Annotated in this window: 17 protein-coding genes and 1 tRNA gene; 12 read left to right on the forward strand and 6 right to left on the reverse strand. The window is 70.8% G+C overall.

Going from position 1 to position 16,612, the window contains the following annotated elements:
* Window positions 1-155: 155 nt before the first annotated feature.
* Together G6G98_RS15385 and G6G98_RS15390 are read left to right on the forward strand one after the other, a co-directional pair.
* Window positions 156-755, forward strand: coding sequence for an FABP family protein (locus G6G98_RS15385; RefSeq protein WP_067354674.1), 600 nt, complete (start codon window positions 156-158; stop codon window positions 753-755).
* 17 nt (window positions 756-772) lie between these two features.
* A complete protein-coding gene (locus G6G98_RS15390) occupies window positions 773-1,894 on the forward strand; it encodes a YgfZ/GcvT domain-containing protein (RefSeq protein ID WP_164234430.1) in 1,122 nt (373 codons plus the stop codon).
* Here G6G98_RS15390 and G6G98_RS15395 read toward each other — a convergent pair whose 3' ends face one another.
* Entirely contained in the window at window positions 1,895-2,719 is an 825-nt protein-coding gene (locus G6G98_RS15395; RefSeq protein ID WP_164234431.1) for a class I SAM-dependent methyltransferase, read from the reverse strand.
* Between the two features lie 59 nt (window positions 2,720-2,778).
* On the opposite strand from G6G98_RS15395, the gene G6G98_RS15400 reads away from it, so the two are divergent.
* Window positions 2,779-3,528, forward strand: a complete 750-nt coding sequence (locus tag G6G98_RS15400) for a phosphoglyceromutase (RefSeq protein WP_067354679.1) — start codon at window positions 2,779-2,781, stop codon at window positions 3,526-3,528.
* Between the two features lie 89 nt (window positions 3,529-3,617).
* Here the strand turns inward: G6G98_RS15400 and phoU are convergent, their stop codons facing one another.
* Window positions 3,618-4,328, reverse strand: coding sequence for a phosphate signaling complex protein PhoU (gene phoU, locus G6G98_RS15405; RefSeq protein WP_067354682.1), 711 nt, complete (start codon window positions 4,326-4,328; stop codon window positions 3,618-3,620).
* Window positions 4,329-4,550: 222 nt separating this feature from the next.
* Between phoU and G6G98_RS15410 the strand changes: the two genes are divergently transcribed.
* The gene (locus G6G98_RS15410) at window positions 4,551-5,774 is read left to right on the forward strand and encodes a sensor histidine kinase (RefSeq protein WP_164234432.1); all 1,224 of its coding nucleotides are present in this window, start codon (window positions 4,551-4,553) and stop codon (window positions 5,772-5,774) included.
* Window positions 5,771-6,454: a response regulator transcription factor gene (locus G6G98_RS15415; protein ID WP_067354696.1), complete on the forward strand. Its 684-nt coding sequence runs from the start codon at window positions 5,771-5,773 to the stop codon at window positions 6,452-6,454. The genes G6G98_RS15410 and G6G98_RS15415 overlap by 4 nt, the downstream gene beginning before the upstream one ends.
* A 66-nt stretch (window positions 6,455-6,520) precedes the next feature.
* On the opposite strand, the gene G6G98_RS15420 is transcribed toward G6G98_RS15415, so the two are convergent.
* The gene (locus G6G98_RS15420; protein WP_067354698.1) at window positions 6,521-7,054 is read right to left on the reverse strand and encodes a DNA modification methylase; all 534 of its coding nucleotides are present in this window, start codon (window positions 7,052-7,054) and stop codon (window positions 6,521-6,523) included.
* A gap of 135 nt (window positions 7,055-7,189) precedes the next feature.
* Between G6G98_RS15420 and G6G98_RS15425 the strand changes: the two genes are divergently transcribed.
* The 5 genes from G6G98_RS15425 (at window position 7,190) to G6G98_RS15445 (ending at window position 12,147) form a co-directional block, all read left to right on the forward strand.
* Entirely contained in the window at window positions 7,190-7,672 is a 483-nt protein-coding gene (locus G6G98_RS15425) for a CarD family transcriptional regulator (RefSeq protein ID WP_067201792.1), read from the forward strand.
* A gap of 90 nt (window positions 7,673-7,762) precedes the next feature.
* Window positions 7,763-8,962, forward strand: coding sequence for a 2-C-methyl-D-erythritol 4-phosphate cytidylyltransferase (ispD, locus tag G6G98_RS15430; RefSeq protein ID WP_164234433.1), 1,200 nt, complete (start codon window positions 7,763-7,765; stop codon window positions 8,960-8,962).
* 103 nt (window positions 8,963-9,065) lie between these two features.
* Window positions 9,066-10,493: a cysteine--tRNA ligase gene (gene cysS / locus G6G98_RS15435; RefSeq protein WP_067354709.1), complete on the forward strand. Its 1,428-nt coding sequence runs from the start codon at window positions 9,066-9,068 to the stop codon at window positions 10,491-10,493.
* On the forward strand, window positions 10,486-11,493 hold the full coding sequence (gene rlmB, locus G6G98_RS15440) for a 23S rRNA (guanosine(2251)-2'-O)-methyltransferase RlmB (RefSeq protein WP_067354711.1): 1,008 nt from the start codon (window positions 10,486-10,488) through the stop codon (window positions 11,491-11,493). The genes cysS and rlmB overlap by 8 nt, the downstream gene beginning before the upstream one ends.
* A gap of 12 nt (window positions 11,494-11,505) precedes the next feature.
* Entirely contained in the window at window positions 11,506-12,147 is a 642-nt protein-coding gene (locus G6G98_RS15445) for an NAD(P)-dependent oxidoreductase (protein WP_164234434.1), read from the forward strand.
* Between the two features lie 26 nt (window positions 12,148-12,173).
* Here the strand turns inward: G6G98_RS15445 and G6G98_RS15450 are convergent, their stop codons facing one another.
* Together G6G98_RS15450 and G6G98_RS15455 are read right to left on the reverse strand one after the other, a co-directional pair.
* Complete coding sequence (locus G6G98_RS15450; RefSeq protein ID WP_164234435.1) at window positions 12,174-13,478, reverse strand: DUF4032 domain-containing protein; 1,305 nt, start codon at window positions 13,476-13,478, stop codon at window positions 12,174-12,176.
* An 83-nt stretch (window positions 13,479-13,561) separates the two neighbouring features.
* Window positions 13,562-14,665, reverse strand: a complete 1,104-nt coding sequence (locus G6G98_RS15455) for an ABC transporter ATP-binding protein (RefSeq protein ID WP_067354717.1) — start codon at window positions 14,663-14,665, stop codon at window positions 13,562-13,564.
* Window positions 14,666-14,893: 228 nt separating this feature from the next.
* Between G6G98_RS15455 and G6G98_RS15460 the strand changes: the two genes are divergently transcribed.
* Both G6G98_RS15460 and G6G98_RS15465 read left to right on the forward strand, forming a co-directional pair.
* Window positions 14,894-15,835: a DsbA family protein gene (locus tag G6G98_RS15460; RefSeq protein WP_067354718.1), complete on the forward strand. Its 942-nt coding sequence runs from the start codon at window positions 14,894-14,896 to the stop codon at window positions 15,833-15,835.
* 40 nt (window positions 15,836-15,875) lie between these two features.
* Window positions 15,876-15,948, forward strand: a tRNA-Thr gene (locus G6G98_RS15465).
* 22 nt (window positions 15,949-15,970) lie between these two features.
* Here the strand turns inward: G6G98_RS15465 and G6G98_RS15470 are convergent.
* A complete protein-coding gene (locus tag G6G98_RS15470) occupies window positions 15,971-16,597 on the reverse strand; it encodes an SOS response-associated peptidase family protein (RefSeq protein ID WP_164234436.1) in 627 nt (208 codons plus the stop codon).
* Between the last annotated feature and the right edge of the window lie 15 nt (window positions 16,598-16,612).

Consider the following 16,612-nt stretch of genomic DNA (forward strand, 5'->3'; position numbering starts at 1 on the left):
TCGCCGCACCGCCCTCGACGGGGGTAATGTGGGGGACATGGATCTCGTCGCGCTCGAATTCTTCTTCATCGGCCTCCTCGGCCTCGCGAGCCTTGCGATCGCCTTCGTCTCGGTCGTGGTGCTGCGCAACCTCTTCCGCGGCCAGCGCTGAGCTCATGCTCGAGCTGCCCACCGACCTTCCCGCAGACCTGGCGCCGCTCGCCTGGCTGATCGGCGTCTGGGAGGGCACCGGGGTCATCGACTATCCGATCGGCGACGCCCGCTTCCAGGGCGAGTTCACGCACCGAGTGAGCTTCAGCCATGACGGCGGCCCCTTCCTGAACTACGCCGCGACGGCGACCTACACCGGCGACGGCTCGTCGGCGATCCCGCTGGTGGCGGAGACTGGGTTCTGGCGGCTGGTCCGGCCGCTCACACCGGCGGATTCCGGACCGGCGCTTCTTCCGCCGGTCGCCGATCCGGTGCCGCGGACGGTCGACGAGGTCGAGGAGCTGCGGACGGAGTCCGGCGGCTTCCCGCTCGAGGTCTCGGTCGTCCACTCGGACGGCATCCTGGAGCTGTACCTCGGCGAGGTCAACGGCCCGCGCATCGACATCGCCTCCGATGCGGTCGTCCGCGGCGCGAACTCGAAGAACTACAGCGCCGCATCGCGCATGTACGGACTCGTCGACGGCCACCTGCTCTGGGCGTGGGACATCGCCGCCTTCGGCACCCCGCTGCGCTCGCACGCCTCGGCGCGGCTGGCGCGCGTCTGAGTGAGCGGAGTTCCGACATGACCGGGTTTCAGGACCTCGACGGCGCCGTGAGCGGGGAGCACGGCATCGACCACTTCGGCGACGTCTTCCGCGAGCAGCGCCGGCTGTCCGCGGGAACGGCGCTCGCGCCGCTCGGCGACAGGATCGTCATCGAGGTGGCCGGCCCCGAGCGTCTCGGCTGGCTGGACTCGATCACCTCGCAGGCGGTCGGCAGGCTCGCGCCCGGGGAGAGCACCGAGCTGCTCGTGCTCGACCCCCAGGGGCGGGTGGAGCACGCGGCCGGCGTCCTCGACGACGGCGCCTCCACCTGGCTGATCGCGGATGCCGCCGACGCGGAGCCGCTCGCGACGTGGCTCCTGCGCATGAGATTCCGCACGCAGGCCACGGTGACGCTGCGTCCCGAGCTCGCCCTGGTCGGCTTCATAGACGGCGGGCCGGCGGCGGCCGCCGCCACCGCGGCGTCCGCCGCGCCGAACGGCGTCCCGCTCGTCTGGGCCGATCCGTGGCAGCGGGTCAGCGCCGGCGGGCACCAGTACGCCGAGGTGGACGAGCATCCGGGTGCCGCGTTCGCATGGCGGGTCGCCGTGCTCGAGCCGGATGCCGCAGACGCGCTCGCCGCCGGCCTGGCGCCCGAGGAGCGCGCCGGTCTCCTGGCGGCCGAGGCCCTGCGCATCGCCGCCTGGCGTCCGCGCTGGGCGTCCGAGGTCGACGACCGCTCGCTGCCGCACGAGGCGGACTGGATCCGCACCGCGGTGCATCTGAGCAAGGGCTGCTACCGGGGTCAGGAGACCGTCGCCAAGGTGCACAATCTCGGTCACCCGCCTCGCCGCCTCGCCGCTCTCCACCTCGACGGCAGCGACGCCGTGCTCCCCGCACCGGGCGACCTCGTGCTCGCCGGCGAGGACGAGGTCGGCCGCATCACGTCCGTCGCCCGTCACCACGAGGAGGGGCCGATCGCGCTCGCGATCCTCTCCCGCCGCGCACCGGCCGGGGACCTGGTGGTGCGCGCCGAGGGCGCGGACATCGCGGCATCCCAGCAGGTGATCGTTCCGGCGGACGCCGGGGCCACCGCCGACGTGCCGCGCCTGACGCGCCTGTCGCGCCGGCCTTCCGCACCGGATCCCAGAGCCGGAGCCTGATCAGCCGAGGGGCGCCACAGCCTCCCACGGAAGGGTGAGCTCGCCGAGCCGCCAGCGGCTGCGCCCGCCCTGCACCGGCCAGCCCTGTGCGCGCAGTGCGGCGACGGCGGCGAGGAAGCGCTGCGTCGCGCCGAACGTCGACAGCGGCGCCGCGCGGGCCCACTCCCGGTCGAGGTCCGTCAGCAGCACATGCACCCTCTCGCCGGGCACGTTCCGGTGGATCAGCGCCTTCGGCAGTCGCTCGGCGACGATGCTCGGCTGCTCGAGCTCTGCCAGGCGCAGGGAGATCGTGAAGCGCGACGGCGTGCCGTCCGGGAGCACGTCCACCCAGGACGCCACGCGGCCGATCTCGTCGCACGTGCCCTCGACGAGGAGGCCGCGGGGAGCGAGTCGCGCGGCCATCGTCCGCCAGGCGCCGGGGACATCCCTCTCCTCGTACTGGCGCAGCACGTTCATGGCCCTGATCACCGCGGGGCGCCGCCCGGCGGGAAGGGGGATCTCGAAGCCGCCGCGGGCGAAGGACACCCGGAGGTCCGGGGCGAAGGAGGTGCGTCCGGCGCGCACTTCGGCGAGCTGGGCGTCGGCGGTCGCCACGCGTGCCGGGTCGATCTCGAGGCCGCGGACCTCGGCATCCGTCCGCACGTGCCGCAGCCGCGTCGCCAGCTCGAACGCGGTGACGCCGCTGGCGCCGTAGCCGAGGTCGATGACGAGCGGGTCGGCGGCGCGGCGGAAGGCCTCGGATGCGGCGATCCAGCGGTCGTTGCGGCGCAGCCGGTTCGTCCCGGTCGTGCCGCGGGTCGGCCGGCCGAGGGGAGATGACGCCATGCGTCAATCCTCGCAGGCTCAGGGACCGGCCCCGCGACGTCCGTCGATAAACTGGCCCCATGACAGCGACGCGCACCCTGATCCTGCTCCGCCACGGCCGGAGCGAGTGGAACGAACTGAACCTCTTCACCGGCTGGGTGGACGTCCGCCTGAACGAGCAGGGCGAGCGGGAGGCGCGCCGCGGCGGCGAGCTGCTCGCCGAGTCCGGCATCCTGCCCGACGTGCTGCACACCTCGCTGCTGAGCCGTGCGATCCAGACCGCGAACATCGCGCTCGACGCCGCCGATCGCCTGTGGATCCCGGTGACCCGCTCCTGGCGCCTGAACGAGCGCCACTACGGCGCGCTGCAGGGCAAGGACAAGGCCGAGACGCTCGAGCAGTTCGGTCCCGAGCAGTTCCAGCTGTGGCGCCGCTCCTTCGATGTGCCGCCGCCGCCCCTCGACGACGACAGCGAGTTCAGCCAGGTCGCCGACCCGCGCTACGCCGGCATCGACGGCGAGGTGCCCCGCACCGAGTCCCTGAAGCTCGTCATCGACCGCCTCCTCCCGTACTGGGAGAGCGCGATCGTCCCCGACCTCGAGGCCGGCAAGACCGTGCTCGTCACCGCCCACGGGAACTCGCTGCGCGGCCTCGTGAAGCACCTCGAGGGCATCAGCGACGAGGACATCGCCGAGCTGAACATCCCCACCGGCATCCCGCTGGTCTACGAGCTCGACGAGAACAACGTCCCCACCGCTCCCGGCCGCTACCTCGACCCGGAGGCCGCGGCCGCCGGAGCCGCCGCGGTCGCCGCACAGGGCAAGAAGTAGGCGCCGGAGGCGCACAGGGCAAGAAGCAAGCCGACACGACGAAGGCCGGATGCTGTTCAGCATCCGGCCTTCGTCGTGTCAGCGGGGGCTCAGGCGTGCCCGTGCTCCTGCTGGATCTGCTCCTGCTGCTCGATGACCAGGGCGATGTCCTGCTCGGCCACGTGCCAGTCGCCGGTTGCGAGGTAGACGACCTTCTTCGCCACCGCGACCGCGTGGTCGGCGAAGCGCTCGTGGTAGCGGCTGGCGAGCGTCGCGTCGACGGTCGCCGTCGCCTCGCCCTTCCAGTTGTCGCTGAGGACCTTCTCGAACACGCTTGCATGCAGCTCGTCGATGTCGTCGTCGGTGTTGCGGATGGTGTCGGCGAGGCGCAGGTCCTGCGTGCGCAGCAGCTCGGAGAGCGTGCGGGCGATCTCGACGTCCAGCTCGCCCATCTTGGTGAAGGTGCCCTTGAGGCCCTTCGGGACCGCGCGCTCCGGGAAGCGCAGGCGCGCCAGCTGGGCGATGTGCTCGGACATGTCGCCCATGCGCTCGAGCGAGGCGCTCACCCGCAGCGCCGTGACGACGATGCGCAGGTCGCGGGCCACCGGCTGCTGACGCGCGAGGATCTCGATGGCCTGCTCGTCGAGGGTGACGGCGAGTTCGTCGATCTTCGCGTCGTCGGCGATGACCTCCTCGGCCAGGGCGACATCGCTCGTCGCGAACGCACGGGTCGCCTTGTCGATCGAGACCGTGACGAGGTCGGCGATCTCGACAAGGCGGGACTGCAGGTCCTCGAGGGACTGGTGGAAGACTTCGCGCATGGTGGGCGCAACCTTTCGTTCGGGTCTCGGCGTCAGCGGCCGGCGCGAGACGGCTGGGTCGTCCGCACGGGAGGGGAGGACCGCGCTCCCGCACAGGCCCGAAGCGATTGTCCGCCCCGAAGGTTAACGAACGGTGCCCAGCACGTGAATAGTACTTCTCGCGTTCCCGTCCGGGGGCGAGAACCCGCCGGAGCACGGGTGAACGCACTCTACGCTGGTGACATGACCCTGCCCCAGATCGCGCTCTTCGCGCTGGCCGTCGGGATGCTGATCGGTGTCGGCATGTCCCTCCTGGTCGTCTGGGCGTACCGCACCAGGGCGCGCTTCGCAGGGGAGACGTCGACGGTCGTCCCCGACGGCGTCGCCGACGTCCTGGGCAGCATGGACGACGCGGCCTGCGTCGTCGACGCCTCGGGCCTGGTGCTCGCGGCCTCGAAGGCCGCCGCCCGGTTCGGCATCGAGGTCGGCGCGGCGCTGGAGAACCCGGAGCTGCGCCAGCTCGTCCGTGGCGTCCGCAGCACGGGGGCGTCTGCGACCGAGTCCCTGCGGATCACCCGGGGCGGTCTGAGCCTCGACCCCAGGCTCGTCTCCGCGCGCGCGAGTGCGATCAGCCCGCGGATGTCGCTGCTGATCATCCGCGACGTCACCGAGCAGGAGCGCCTCGACCAGATGCGGCGCGACTTCGTGGCGAACACCAGTCATGAGCTGAAGACGCCGGTCGGCGCGGTGACCCTGCTGGCGGAGGCGATCGAATCGGCCGCCGACGACCCTGCGCAGGTCCGGATCTTCGCCGCCCGCATCTCCGCGGAGGCGTCACGACTCGGGCAGCTCACAGGCCGCATCATGAGCCTGTCGCGCCTGCAGGCGGACGACGCCATCTCCGACGTGCGTCCCGTGTCCATCGACGAGGTGATCGCCGCCTCCATCGAGGCGCACGTCGTGCAGGCCGATTCCGCCGGAGTGGAGCTCGCCCGCGGCGGCGACCGCGGCGTCTGGGTCCGCGGAGACTCGCAGATCCTCATCGAGGCGATCGGGAACCTCATCGCCAACGCGATCGTGTACTCCCCGAATGGCTCCCGGGTCGGGATCGGCGTGCGGGCCGACGACGACGTGGTGGAGATCGCCGTCTCCGACCAGGGCATCGGCATCGCCGAGGGGGATCGGGAGCGCATCTTCGAGCGCTTCTACCGCGCCGACGAGGCGCGCTCCCGGCGAACGGGAGGCACCGGCCTGGGCCTCTCGATCGTCAAGCACGCCACGCAGCGGCACGGCGGCGAGGTGCGGCTGTGGTCGCGGCCCGGCCGCGGCTCCACCTTCACCGTCCGGCTTCCGAGGATCGATGCTCCCGCGAGTGTCGACAAGGACAAGAAGAGCAAGAAGAAGAAGCGCGAGCGCAAGGCGGCGAAGTCCGACCCCGCACGCGTCCGAAACGGAGAGAGCGCATGACCCGCATCCTTCTCGTCGAAGACGAGCCCGACCTCGCCGACCCGCTGGCGTATCTGCTGCGCCGCGAGGGCTACGAGGTGGAGATCGCCGAGGACGGCCCCGGGGCGCTCACCGCGTTCCGCGATCGCGGCGCCGACATCGTCCTGCTCGACCTCATGCTGCCGGGGATGCCCGGCACCGAGGTGTGCCGGCAGATCCGATCCACCTCGGCGGTGCCGATCATCATGCTCACCGCCAAGGATTCGGAGGTGGACATCGTCGTCGGGCTCGAGCTCGGCGCGGACGACTACATCACCAAGCCCTACTCCTCCCGCGAGTTGCTCGCCCGGATGCGGGCCGTGCTGCGCCGCGTCGTGCAGGCGGACAGCGAGCTGGACGAGCGCGTCCTCGAGGGCGGGCGGGTGTCGCTGGACATCGACAGGCACACCGTCTCGGTCGCCGGCGAGCAGATCAACATGCCCCTCAAGGAGTTCGAGCTCCTCGAGGTGCTCATGCGCAACTCCGGTCGCGTGCTCACCCGCGGCCAGCTCATCGACCGCGTGTGGGGCAGCGACTACTTCGGGGACACGAAGACGCTCGACGTGCACATCAAGCGCATCCGCTCGCGCATCGAGGAGAACCCGGGCGAGCCGGTGATGCTCGTGACGGTCCGCGGGCTCGGCTACCGCTTCGAGGGCTGAGCGTCCCCAGACGGAGAAGGCCGGTCGCCCAGCAGGGCGACCGGCCTTCTCATGCTGGTGAGCGCGTCAGTGCGACGATTCCTCTTCGGACTCGTCCTCTTCTGCGGGCTCCGGCTTCGGCGCGTTCTCCGCGCCGCCGGGCGTGAGGTCGGCGTAATAGGGCAGGGTGCCGTCGAGGACGGGCACATCCGCCTTCGCACCGCTGCCGTCGCCGGACTGGAAGTGCACCTCGACGGTGGCGCCGGGCTTCGTGTCGAGATCGACGATGCTCAGCGGCTCCTCGTCGGCGCCGAGGCTGACCGTGCCGTGGGCGGGGACGGTCACCGCGAACGGGTCGATGCCCGCGAGGGTGATCGTGAGGGTGGCCTTCTCGTCGGTCGGGTTCACGATGGCCGCGACCAGGTTGCCGACGGAGCCGTCCTCGTTCGCCACGATGAAGACGTTGCGGACGTCCAGCGGGCCGTCGGCGTCGGAGATGTTGACGCCGTCGGAGGCGGAGTACTCGATCGTCGTCGCCTGCGGCGAGATGAACGTGCAACCGGTCGCGCCCAGCAGCACGAGAGCACCGAGAGCGGCAGATGCGACAAGGCGCGATTTCACGGGTCCTCCTGAGGTCCGGCGGGATATCCGCATCCATTCTATGGGTAAGCCGAGACCGTCCCCGGGACCAGGGGGCGCGAACCTTAGCGCATATCGGCTGTGGTATCCTTGAGGTTGCCGAAAGGACACGTTTTTATGCTTTTTGAGGTTGGCGAAACAGTCGTCTATCCGCACCATGGCGCCGCGACCATCATCGAGGTCAAGGAACGCATCATCAAGGGCGAGACGAAGAAGTATCTGAAGCTCAACGTCACCCAGGGCGATCTGATCATCGAGGTTCCGGCCGAGAACGTCGACCTGGTGGGCGTCCGCGATGTGATCGGCAAGGAGGGCCTCGATCACGTGTTCGAGGTGCTACGCGCGCCGTTCACCGAGGAGCCCACGAACTGGTCCCGCCGTTACAAGGCGAACCTCGAGAAGCTCGCCTCGGGTGATGTCATCAAGGTGAGCGAGGTCGTGCGCGACCTGTGGCGCCGCGACCAGGACCGCGGCCTGTCCGCGGGGGAGAAGCGGATGCTGGCGAAGGCTCGCCAGATCCTCATCTCCGAGCTGGCGCTCGCCGAGAAGATCGACGAGGACAAGGCGGGCTCCCTGCTCGACGAGGTCCTCGCGTCCTGAGCGTCGCGCACTGCGCGCTGGGGCTCCTGTCATGGGAGAAGGCGGATGCTGCGGCATCCGCCTTTTTCGTGCGCCGGGTAACGTGAGAGCGTGACCCTTCTCCCCGTTCCCGACACCGCCGTCATCGTCGTCGCTGCGGGCTCCGGCACCCGCCTGGAGGCCGGCGCCCCGAAGGCGTTCGTCGGCATCGACAGCCGCTCGATCCTGCGTCATGCACTCGACGGGGTGTTCGCCGCCGCGCCCGCCCAGGTCGTCGTCGTCGCCCCCGCGGGCCACGAGGGGGATGCAGAGAGCGAACTACGGGCCGCCGCCGGCGACCGGGCGGAGCTCGGCCGGGTTGTCACCGGCGGTGCCACCCGGCAGGAGTCGGTCGCGGCGGGACTCGCCGCGCTGTGGGGCGACGTCACCGTGGTCCTTGTGCACGACGCGGCCAGGGCGCTCACGCCGCCCGCCCTGATCGACGCGGTGGCGCAGGCGGTCACCGCGGAGTCCGGCGCGATCCCGGCGATGCCGGTCGTCGACACCCTCAAGCGCGTGGACGGCGAGGCGGTGATCGGCGGTGTCGACCGCTCGGAGCTCGCCGCTGCGCAGACCCCGCAGGGCTTCCCGCGGGACCTCCTCGAGGCGGCCTACGCCCTGGCGCAGGCCGCCGGGACCGAGTACACCGACGACGCCGCGCTCTTCTCCGCTGCGGGGCACCCCGTGCGGCGCATCGAGGGCTCGGCTCGCGGGTTCAAGATCACGACCCCGGCCGACCTGGAGCGCGCACGGCTCCTGCTGGCCGCCCCCGCGCCGGCGAGGACGGTGGTCCCGCGGGTCGGCGTCGGCACCGACGTGCACGCCTTCGGCGGCGAGGGGAGCCTCTGGCTGGCGGGCCTCGAATGGCCGGGGGAGCAGCCGCTCTCCGGGCACTCCGACGGCGATGCCGTCGCCCACGCGATCGTCGACGCGCTGCTGGGCGCGGCCGGTCTCGGCGACATCGGCGAGCACTTCGGCACCGCGCACCCCGAGTACGCGGGCGCGCACGCCGAGGTGTTCCTGGCCCGCACGCGGGAGATCCTCGCGGAGGCGGGGTTCGGGATCGGCAACGTGTCCGTGCAGCTCCAGGGCAACCGGCCGAAGTTCAGCCCGCGGCGGGCGGAGGCGCAGGACGTGCTCTCCGGCATCCTCGGGGCGCCGGTGTCGGTCACCGCGACGACCACCGACGGACTCGGCTTCCCCGGCCGGGGGGAGGGGATCTCGGTCATGGCGGTCGCACTCGTCGTGCCCGACGGATCGCGGACCGTGTGACGATCGGCGGATCATTTCGCCCGATCGGTCCGTGAACCGTCACAACCTCCGCGAATCGTCGCGTGACGGCTGACGATCAGTCGTGCCCGAGTAGGCTTGAGCGGTGACACTCCGCCTCTATGACACCCGCGCACAGCAGCTGCGCGACTTCGTGCCTCTCGATCCCGAGAACATCACGATGTACGTCTGCGGACCGACGGTGCAGTCGGGACCCCACATCGGGCACGTCCGGGCAGCCCTCAGCTTCGACCTGCTCCGGCGGTGGCTCGCTCATCGGCACCGGCGCGTCACCTTCGTGCGCAACGTCACCGACATCGACGACAAGGTCCTGGCGAACGGCACGGATGCCGAGCCCTGGTGGGCGCTCGCCTACCGGATGGAGCAGGAGTTCACCGCGGCGTACGCCGCCGTCGGCATCCTCCCGCCCACCTATGAGCCGCGCGCCACGGCGTCGATCCCGCAGATGCAGGAGATCATCGCCCGCCTCATCGAGCGCGGGCACGCCTACCCGGCGCCGGACGGCTCCGGCGACGTCTACTTCGACGTGCGCTCCTGGCCTTCGTACGGCGAGCTCACCAACCAGTCCGTGGACGCCATGGAGGCCGCGGCCGACGCCGACCCGCGCGGCAAGCGGAACCCCCAGGACTTCGCCCTGTGGAAGGGCGCCAAGGCGGACGAGCCCGCCGACGCCACCTGGGACTCGCCGTGGGGCGCCGGTCGCCCCGGATGGCACATCGAGTGCTCCGCCATGGCCAAGCGCTACCTCGGTGCGGACTTCGACATCCACGGGGGCGGACTCGACCTCCGCTTCCCGCACCACGAGAACGAGCTCGCCCAGTCGACCGCGGCCGGCGACGGCTTCGCCCGGTACTGGGTGCACAACGGACTCGTGAACGTCGACGGGCAGAAGATGTCGAAGTCGCTGGGCAACTTCACGCTCGCCGCCGACGTGCTGGCGCAGCACGACCCGCTCGTGGTGCGCTACGCGCTCGCCGCCGCGCACTACCGCTCCAGCCTCGATCTCTCCGACTCGTCCTGGGCGGAGGCCGAGGCCGCACTCGGACGCATCGAGACCTTCCGCCAGCGCGCTCTCCGCGTCCTCGCGGGCGCCACCCGCGGTCCGGTCCTGGCCGGCACGGGCTTCACCGCCGTCTCCGGACGGCTGCCTGAGGGCTTCGTCAGCGCCATGGACGACGATCTCGGTGTCCCCCAGGCTCTGGCCGTGCTGCATGAGACCGTGCGCGCGGGGAACGCGCTGCTCGATCAGGGCGACCTCGACGGCGCCGCGATCGCAGCGGCGGAGGTCGCGGGGATGACCGAGGTGCTCGGACTGACACCTCGCTCCTCCGCGAAGGGCTCGGCTGCGGCGTCCGCTCTCGACGCCCTCGTGCAGACGATGATCACCCAGCGCGCACAGGCGCGCGCCGACAAGGACTGGGCGGCGGCGGATCGCATCCGTGACGCGATCGCCGCCGCAGGAATCACGCTGGAGGACACTCCGGCCGGAACTCATTGGAGTATCGATGGCTAAGCCAGGCAACCCCTCAGCGGGCAAGGGCAAGAAGAAGGGCCCGAGCAAGGGCACGGGCGGACTCGGGCGCAAGGCGCTCGAGGGCCGGGGGCCGACCCCGAAGGCGGAGGACCGCGCCTGGCACCCCGCGGGCAAGCGCAAGGCCGCCGCCGAGCGCTACGCCGCGGCCGGCGGTCGCGGCAAGCCGGGCGGGCGTCAGACGTCCGGCGGCAACCCGAACCGCGCGGCGCGGGTGAAGGACAACACCTCCGACACCGAGACCGTCACCGGGCGCAACTCGGTGCTCGAGGCGCTGCGCACGAAGATCCCGGCCACGACGTTCTACATCGCGCAGCGGGTCGAGATGGACGACCGCGTGAAGGAGATGCTGTCGATCGCCACGCACCGCGGCATCCCCGTGCTCGAGGTCACCCGCCAGGAGCTCGACCGGATGGCGGGCTTCGACGGCGTGCACCAGGGCGTGGCGCTGAAGGTGCCGCCGTACGAGTACGCGCACCCGCAGGACATCCTCGAGCAGGTCATCGACAAGGGCGAGGTGCCGCTGTTCGTCGCCCTCGACGGCATCACCGATCCGCGCAACCTCGGTGCGATCATCCGCTCGACGGCCGCGTTCGGCGGTCACGGCCTCATCCTGCCTCAGCGCCGCTCTGCGGGCGTCAACTCCGCCGCCTGGAAGACCAGCGCGGGGGCCGCGGCCCGGGTGCCGGTCGCGCTCGCGTCGAATCTCACCACGCAGCTCAAGGAGTTCAAGAAGCAGGGCGTGTTCGTGCTCGGCCTCGACGGCGACGGTGACGTCGCACTTCCCGAGCTGCAGCTCGCCGACAGGCCCGTCGTCATCGTCGTGGGGTCCGAGGGCAAGGGGCTCTCCCGCCTCGTCGCCGAGACCTGCGACCAGATCGTCTCGATCCCGATCTCCGCGGCCACCGAGTCGCTGAACGCCGGAATCGCGACGTCCGTGGCGCTGTACCAGGTCGCCACCATCCGCAACGCCCAGAAGTAGGAGGAGAGAGCCATGGCCCGCATCGTCGTTCTCGGAGGGACCGGCTATGCCGGCCGGCACATCGTCGCAGAGGCGGTGAGCCGCGGTCACGAGGTGGTCGCGGTGGCCCGCAATGCTCCCGCGGACCCGGTCGACGGGGCGACGTACGTGCAGGGCTCCGCCCTCGACGTCGACGCGCTCGCCGGTGTCATGGAGGGTGCGGACGACGTGATCTTCGCGCTCTCTCCGCGCGGCGACATGGCGGACGCGCAGATCGACGCGCTCCGCGGGGTCGCGGCGAAGCTCACCGGGACGAGCACGCGCCTCGGCGTCATCGGCGGTGCGATGGGCAGCCTCGCGGCTCCCGGCGGCCCGCGGCTGTGGGACCTCGGGGTCCCGGAGGAGTACCGGCACGAGGCGCAGGTCGGCATGGACACGCTCGAGCTGCTCCAGGCGTCGGATGCCGGACTGGACTGGTTCCTCGTCCACCCGCCGCAGGAGTTCGGCGCCTGGGTGGAGGGGGAGCGCACGGGGCGCTATCGCGACGGCGGGGACGTCGTCGTGCGGGATGCCGACGGCCGCTCGTACATCTCCGGCGCGGATCTCGCCGTGGCGTTCGTCGACGAGATCGAGCGGCGCACGCACCACCGCGAGCGGTTCACCGTCGGCTACTGAGCCGCAGGTCGCGCTCCGCGGCGCGGTCAGACCAGGTCGCGCCAGTCCACGTCCTCGTCGTCGTCGGCGACCGGCGTGGAACCGGTGATCACCGGCAGGCTCATCGTCTCGGTCGGCGGACCCATGATCGTCGCCTCGTCGCGCCGGTGGCGCAGGACGTCGTTGATGTAGCTGGTGAGCACCTCGGCGAGCGGGACGGAGCGTCCCTGCGCCTGCGACAGGTACCAGCGGTGCTCCAGCACCTGGTGGAACACCTCGGCGGGTTCGAGCTTCGCACGCAGCTCGTAGGGGATGGCCCTGACGACCGGCTCGAACACCCGAGTGAGCCACTCGTGGGCGTACATCTCCTCGTCCGCCCACTGCTTCGTCGACCGCGCCCGGAACTCGTCGAGGTCGTTCAGCAGCCGGCGGGCCTGGTTCTCCTCGACGTCGAGCCCGGTGAGGCGGATGAGGCGGCGCTGGTGATGCCCGGCGTCGACCACCTTGGGCTGGATCTGGACGAGCGTGCCGTCGGCGGTCGTCGACATCGACATCTCGTCGATGTCGAAGCCCAGTGCGTTGAGCCGCTCGACGCGCTCGGTGATGCGCCAGGTCTCCGCTGCGGCGAACGACTCCTGCGCGGTGAGCTCGGCCCACAGTGAACGGTACGAGGAGACGATTCCGTCGGCGATGGCGATCGCGTCGACGCCGCGCTCGAGGCGTCCGCCCGCGGCGAGGTCCATGATCTCGCCGGCGATGTTGGTGCGCGCGAGGTCGAGGTCGTAGGCGCGCTGGCCCTTCGTGAGGCCCTCCTCGTGGAGCTCGCCGGTCTCGGCGTCGACGAGATAGGCGGCGAAGGCGCCGGCATCGCGGCGGAACAGGGTGTTCGACAGCGAGACGTCGCCCCAGTAGAACCCGACGTTGTGCAGGCGCACGAGGAGCAGCGCGAGGGCGTCCACGAGACGGGTCGCGGTGTCGGGGCGGAGAACACGGGTGAACAGGGCCCGGTACGGCATGGAGAACCGCAGGTGCGAGGTCACGAGCGCCGCGGGGAGCGGCTCGCCGCCGGGATCCGTCCGCCCGCCGATCACGGCGACCCTGTCGACGCACGGCACATCGAGGCGCGCCAGGTTGCCGAGCATGTCGTACTCCCGCTGCGCCATCTCCTCCGTGGTCTCCTTGACGGCGATCACGCGGCCGGAGAGGTCGGCGAAGCGGACCAGATGACGGGAGAGACCCTTGGGCAGCGACACGATGTGCTCGGAGGGCCACTTCGCGAGAGTCGTGGACCACGGCAGTGCCAGCAGCCCCGGATCGACGGTGCTGGCGGTGATCCGCAGCGCATCCTGCATTGCTCTCCAGAGGGTTGTTCGTCAGCAGAAGCAGAAGCGGCGCGGGAGACCGAAGTCTGCCCGCGCCGCTTCCGTGATTCCGATCAGGCGGAGACGACCGGCTTGTCGTTCAGGCGGTCGCCCGTCTCGATGTCGAACGCGTGCACGTGGCCGGCGTTGGCGGCCAGGGTGACGGTCTCGCCCGCGTGCGGGTGGTTGCGACCGTCGACGCGCGCGACCAGGTCGGTGCGCTTGCCGTTGATCTCGGTGTGACCGTACAGGTAGCCGTCGGCGCCGAGCTCCTCGACCAGGTCGACGACGACCGAGAGGCCCTTGCCGTCGGCGGGGCCGACGGTGATGTCCTCCGGGCGCACGCCCACGGTGACCTGCGAGCCGTGCGCACGGCCCACGGTGTCGCGGTCGAGGCCGACGACCTCGGTGCCGAACTTGACACCGCCCTCGGCGAGGTCCGCCGCGAACAGGTTCATGGCCGGCGAGCCGATGAAGCCGGCGACGAACACGTTGTTCGGCTTCTCGTACAGGTCGCGCGGGGAGCCGACCTGCTGCAGGAGGCCGTCCTTGAGGACCGCGATGCGGTCACCCATGGTGAGGGCCTCGGTCTGGTCGTGGGTGACGTAGACCGTGGTGACGCCGAGACGACGCTGCAGCGACGCGATCTGGGTGCGGGTCTGGACGCGGAGCTTGGCGTCGAGGTTCGACAGCGGCTCGTCCATGAGGAACACCTGCGGCTGACGAACGATCGCGCGGCCCATCGCGACGCGCTGACGCTGACCGCCGGAGAGCGCCTTCGGCTTGCGGGTGAGGTACTGCTCGAGGTCGAGTAGCTTGGCGGCCTCGAGGACGCGGGAGGCCCGCTCCTCCTTGCCGACGCCGGCGATCTTGAGCGCGAAGCCCATGTTCTCGGCGACCGTCATGTGCGGGTACAGCGCGTAGTTCTGGAACACCATCGCGATGTCGCGGTCCTTCGGCGGCACGTCGGTGACGTCGCGGTCGCCGATGAGGATGCGGCCGGCATTGACCTCTTCGAGGCCTGCGAGCATGCGGAGGGAGGTGGACTTACCGCAACCGGAGGGGCCGACCAGGACGAGGAACTCGCCGTCTCCCACCTCGAGGTTGAGCTTGTCGACCGCCGGGCGGGTTCCACCGGGGTAGAGGCGGGTGGCTTCGTCGAAAGTCACAGATGCCATTGCAATTTCTCCTTCACCGGCAGGTACGTGCCGGACGATCCGTAGTGATAGAGCGGCGGGGTGAACCGCCGTGACCCGTCCTTGGGTCGGGATCAGTATGACAGAAAGACCGGCACCTGGGTATTTCTCAGCCTCGCTGGTTAACATCGATCTCGGCCGCGCATCGCGGCGATCGTCGCAGCGCGACGGTCGGGGAACCCTACCCCCACGAGACTGTCAAGAGGAACGATGTCGAGCGACGAAACGCCGAACGTCCCCACCACTCGCAACACGCGCGAGGCCGTGCGGGAGAAGGCACAGCAGGTGCATGCCCAGCAGTCCAGGGCTCGCCTGATGCGACGGATCATCATCGGCGCGATCGCCGTCGTGGCCGTCGGGGCGATCGGCACCGCCGTGACGCTCGCCGTCTCCGCTCAGGTGTCCAAGCCCCAGCTGACTCCGGCCGGCATGGATGACGACGGCATCCTCATCACCGACATCAACGCCTCGGCCGCCGGGGAGGAGACGCTCGCGACGCCGACGCCCACACCCAGCGAGGCAGGCGCGACCGCGACGCCGACCCCCGAGCCCTCCTCGGCCGAGAGCGTCGACATCCACGTGTACGTCGACTACCTCTCCCCGGATGCCGGAGAGTTCGAGCGGGCCAACTCGGCCACGCTCGGGACGTGGATCACCAGCGGCGCCGCCACGGTCACCTACCACCCGGTGGCTCTGCTCACCGCGAGCTCGAACGGCACCAAGTACTCGCTCCGCGCGGCGGCCGCCGCCGCCTGCGTCGCGACCTACTCGCCTGAGCAGTTCTACGCCTTCAACCACGACCTGCTCGACGACCAGCCCGAGGTCAACACCGACGGGTTCACCGACGTGGAGCTCGCCGACATCGCCGGCGCCGTGGGCGTCGACCACGCGAAGAGCATCCGCTCGTGCATCGAGGACCAGGACTTCGTCGACTGGGCGAAGGACGCGACGACCCGCGCCCTGGAGGGCCCGCTGGTCGGCTCGGATGACCTCGTGCTCACCTCCGCGCCGATGATCGTCGTCAACGGCGTGGCCTATGTCGGCGCACTGGACGACCCGTCGGAGTTCTCGACCTTCGTCCTCGGCATCTCGAACGAGGCCTACCAGGCCGAGACCGCGACGCCCACGCCGACGCCGACGACCACGCCGTAGTTCGAAGCGGTACGCCGCCATCGCTAAGCTGGTGGCATCCGCCGACTTGGCGCAATTGGTAGCGCACCGTACTTGTAATACGGGGGTTACGGGTTCGAGTCCCGTAGTCGGCTCTTCAGCGGATGCGGATGCCGGTCAGGCCCTGGGCCGTGCCCGCACGCGCTCCGCGAGCTCGTCGGACGCGACGATCGCCTCGTCGATGATCTCCCGCGTCGGCTCGGCCGTGAGCCAGTCGTGGCTGAGCGAGGCGGGGATCAGCAGCGGCATCCGGTCGTGCAGCGAGACCAGGTGCGACGGGGCCGGGCGCATCACGATCGAGTAGCAGGTGTACCACTCGCCGTCGGCGGTGCGGCCGCGCTGCGTCACCGCGGCCATGCCGAACAGGGTGCCGTCGCCGATGAGGAACTCGTTCCACTTCCGCTCCGGCTTCTGCATCTCGAACCAGCTCGTCGCCGGCACCAGCGCGCGGCCCTTCAACCCGCCTGGACGCTCCTGCAGGCGCTCGGAGCGGGTGTTGATGGAGGGGAACTTCGACGGCTCGCCGCCCACGAGGAACCCCCACCATCCGGTCTCGACGGCGGGCGCCGCATCGTGCTGCACCACGATCGGGTTCAGGTTGCGGAGGTTCTTCCCGGTCGGGCGCACCGTCTCGCCGGCGTTCTCCACCGCCCACGCGCGCAGCCCCTCCAGGACGGCCTCGTCTGCCGCCTCCAGCAGCTCGGTGTCGGTGAACCGGGGGTCAAGGCCATAGCTCGCGCACATGCCGCCAGGGTAGTC

Source organism: Microbacterium hydrocarbonoxydans, assembly GCF_011752045.1.
Classification (GTDB): Bacteria; Actinomycetota; Actinomycetes; order Actinomycetales; family Microbacteriaceae; genus Microbacterium.

Excerpts from the sequence above, each read along its gene's own strand:
- G6G98_RS15410 (WP_164234432.1), top strand. The coding sequence starts at position 4,551 with ATGACCCTGCCCCAGATCGCGCTCTTCGCGCTGGCCGTCGGGATGCTG.
- phoU (WP_067354682.1), bottom strand. The coding sequence starts at position 4,328 with ATGCGCGAAGTCTTCCACCAGTCCCTCGAGGACCTGCAGTCCCGCCTT.
- G6G98_RS15455 (WP_067354717.1), bottom strand. The coding sequence starts at position 14,665 with ATGGCATCTGTGACTTTCGACGAAGCCACCCGCCTCTACCCCGGTGGA.
- G6G98_RS15385 (WP_067354674.1), top strand. The coding sequence starts at position 156 with ATGCTCGAGCTGCCCACCGACCTTCCCGCAGACCTGGCGCCGCTCGCC.
- G6G98_RS15460 (WP_067354718.1), top strand. The coding sequence starts at position 14,894 with ATGTCGAGCGACGAAACGCCGAACGTCCCCACCACTCGCAACACGCGC.
- G6G98_RS15445 (WP_164234434.1), top strand. The coding sequence starts at position 11,506 with ATGGCCCGCATCGTCGTTCTCGGAGGGACCGGCTATGCCGGCCGGCAC.
- G6G98_RS15395 (WP_164234431.1), bottom strand. The coding sequence starts at position 2,719 with ATGGCGTCATCTCCCCTCGGCCGGCCGACCCGCGGCACGACCGGGACG.
- G6G98_RS15400 (WP_067354679.1), top strand. The coding sequence starts at position 2,779 with ATGACAGCGACGCGCACCCTGATCCTGCTCCGCCACGGCCGGAGCGAG.
- G6G98_RS15470 (WP_164234436.1), bottom strand. The coding sequence starts at position 16,597 with ATGTGCGCGAGCTATGGCCTTGACCCCCGGTTCACCGACACCGAGCTG.
- G6G98_RS15425 (WP_067201792.1), top strand. The coding sequence starts at position 7,190 with ATGCTTTTTGAGGTTGGCGAAACAGTCGTCTATCCGCACCATGGCGCC.
- G6G98_RS15415 (WP_067354696.1), top strand. The coding sequence starts at position 5,771 with ATGACCCGCATCCTTCTCGTCGAAGACGAGCCCGACCTCGCCGACCCG.
- rlmB (WP_067354711.1), top strand. The coding sequence starts at position 10,486 with ATGGCTAAGCCAGGCAACCCCTCAGCGGGCAAGGGCAAGAAGAAGGGC.
- G6G98_RS15390 (WP_164234430.1), top strand. The coding sequence starts at position 773 with ATGACCGGGTTTCAGGACCTCGACGGCGCCGTGAGCGGGGAGCACGGC.
- G6G98_RS15450 (WP_164234435.1), bottom strand. The coding sequence starts at position 13,478 with ATGCAGGATGCGCTGCGGATCACCGCCAGCACCGTCGATCCGGGGCTG.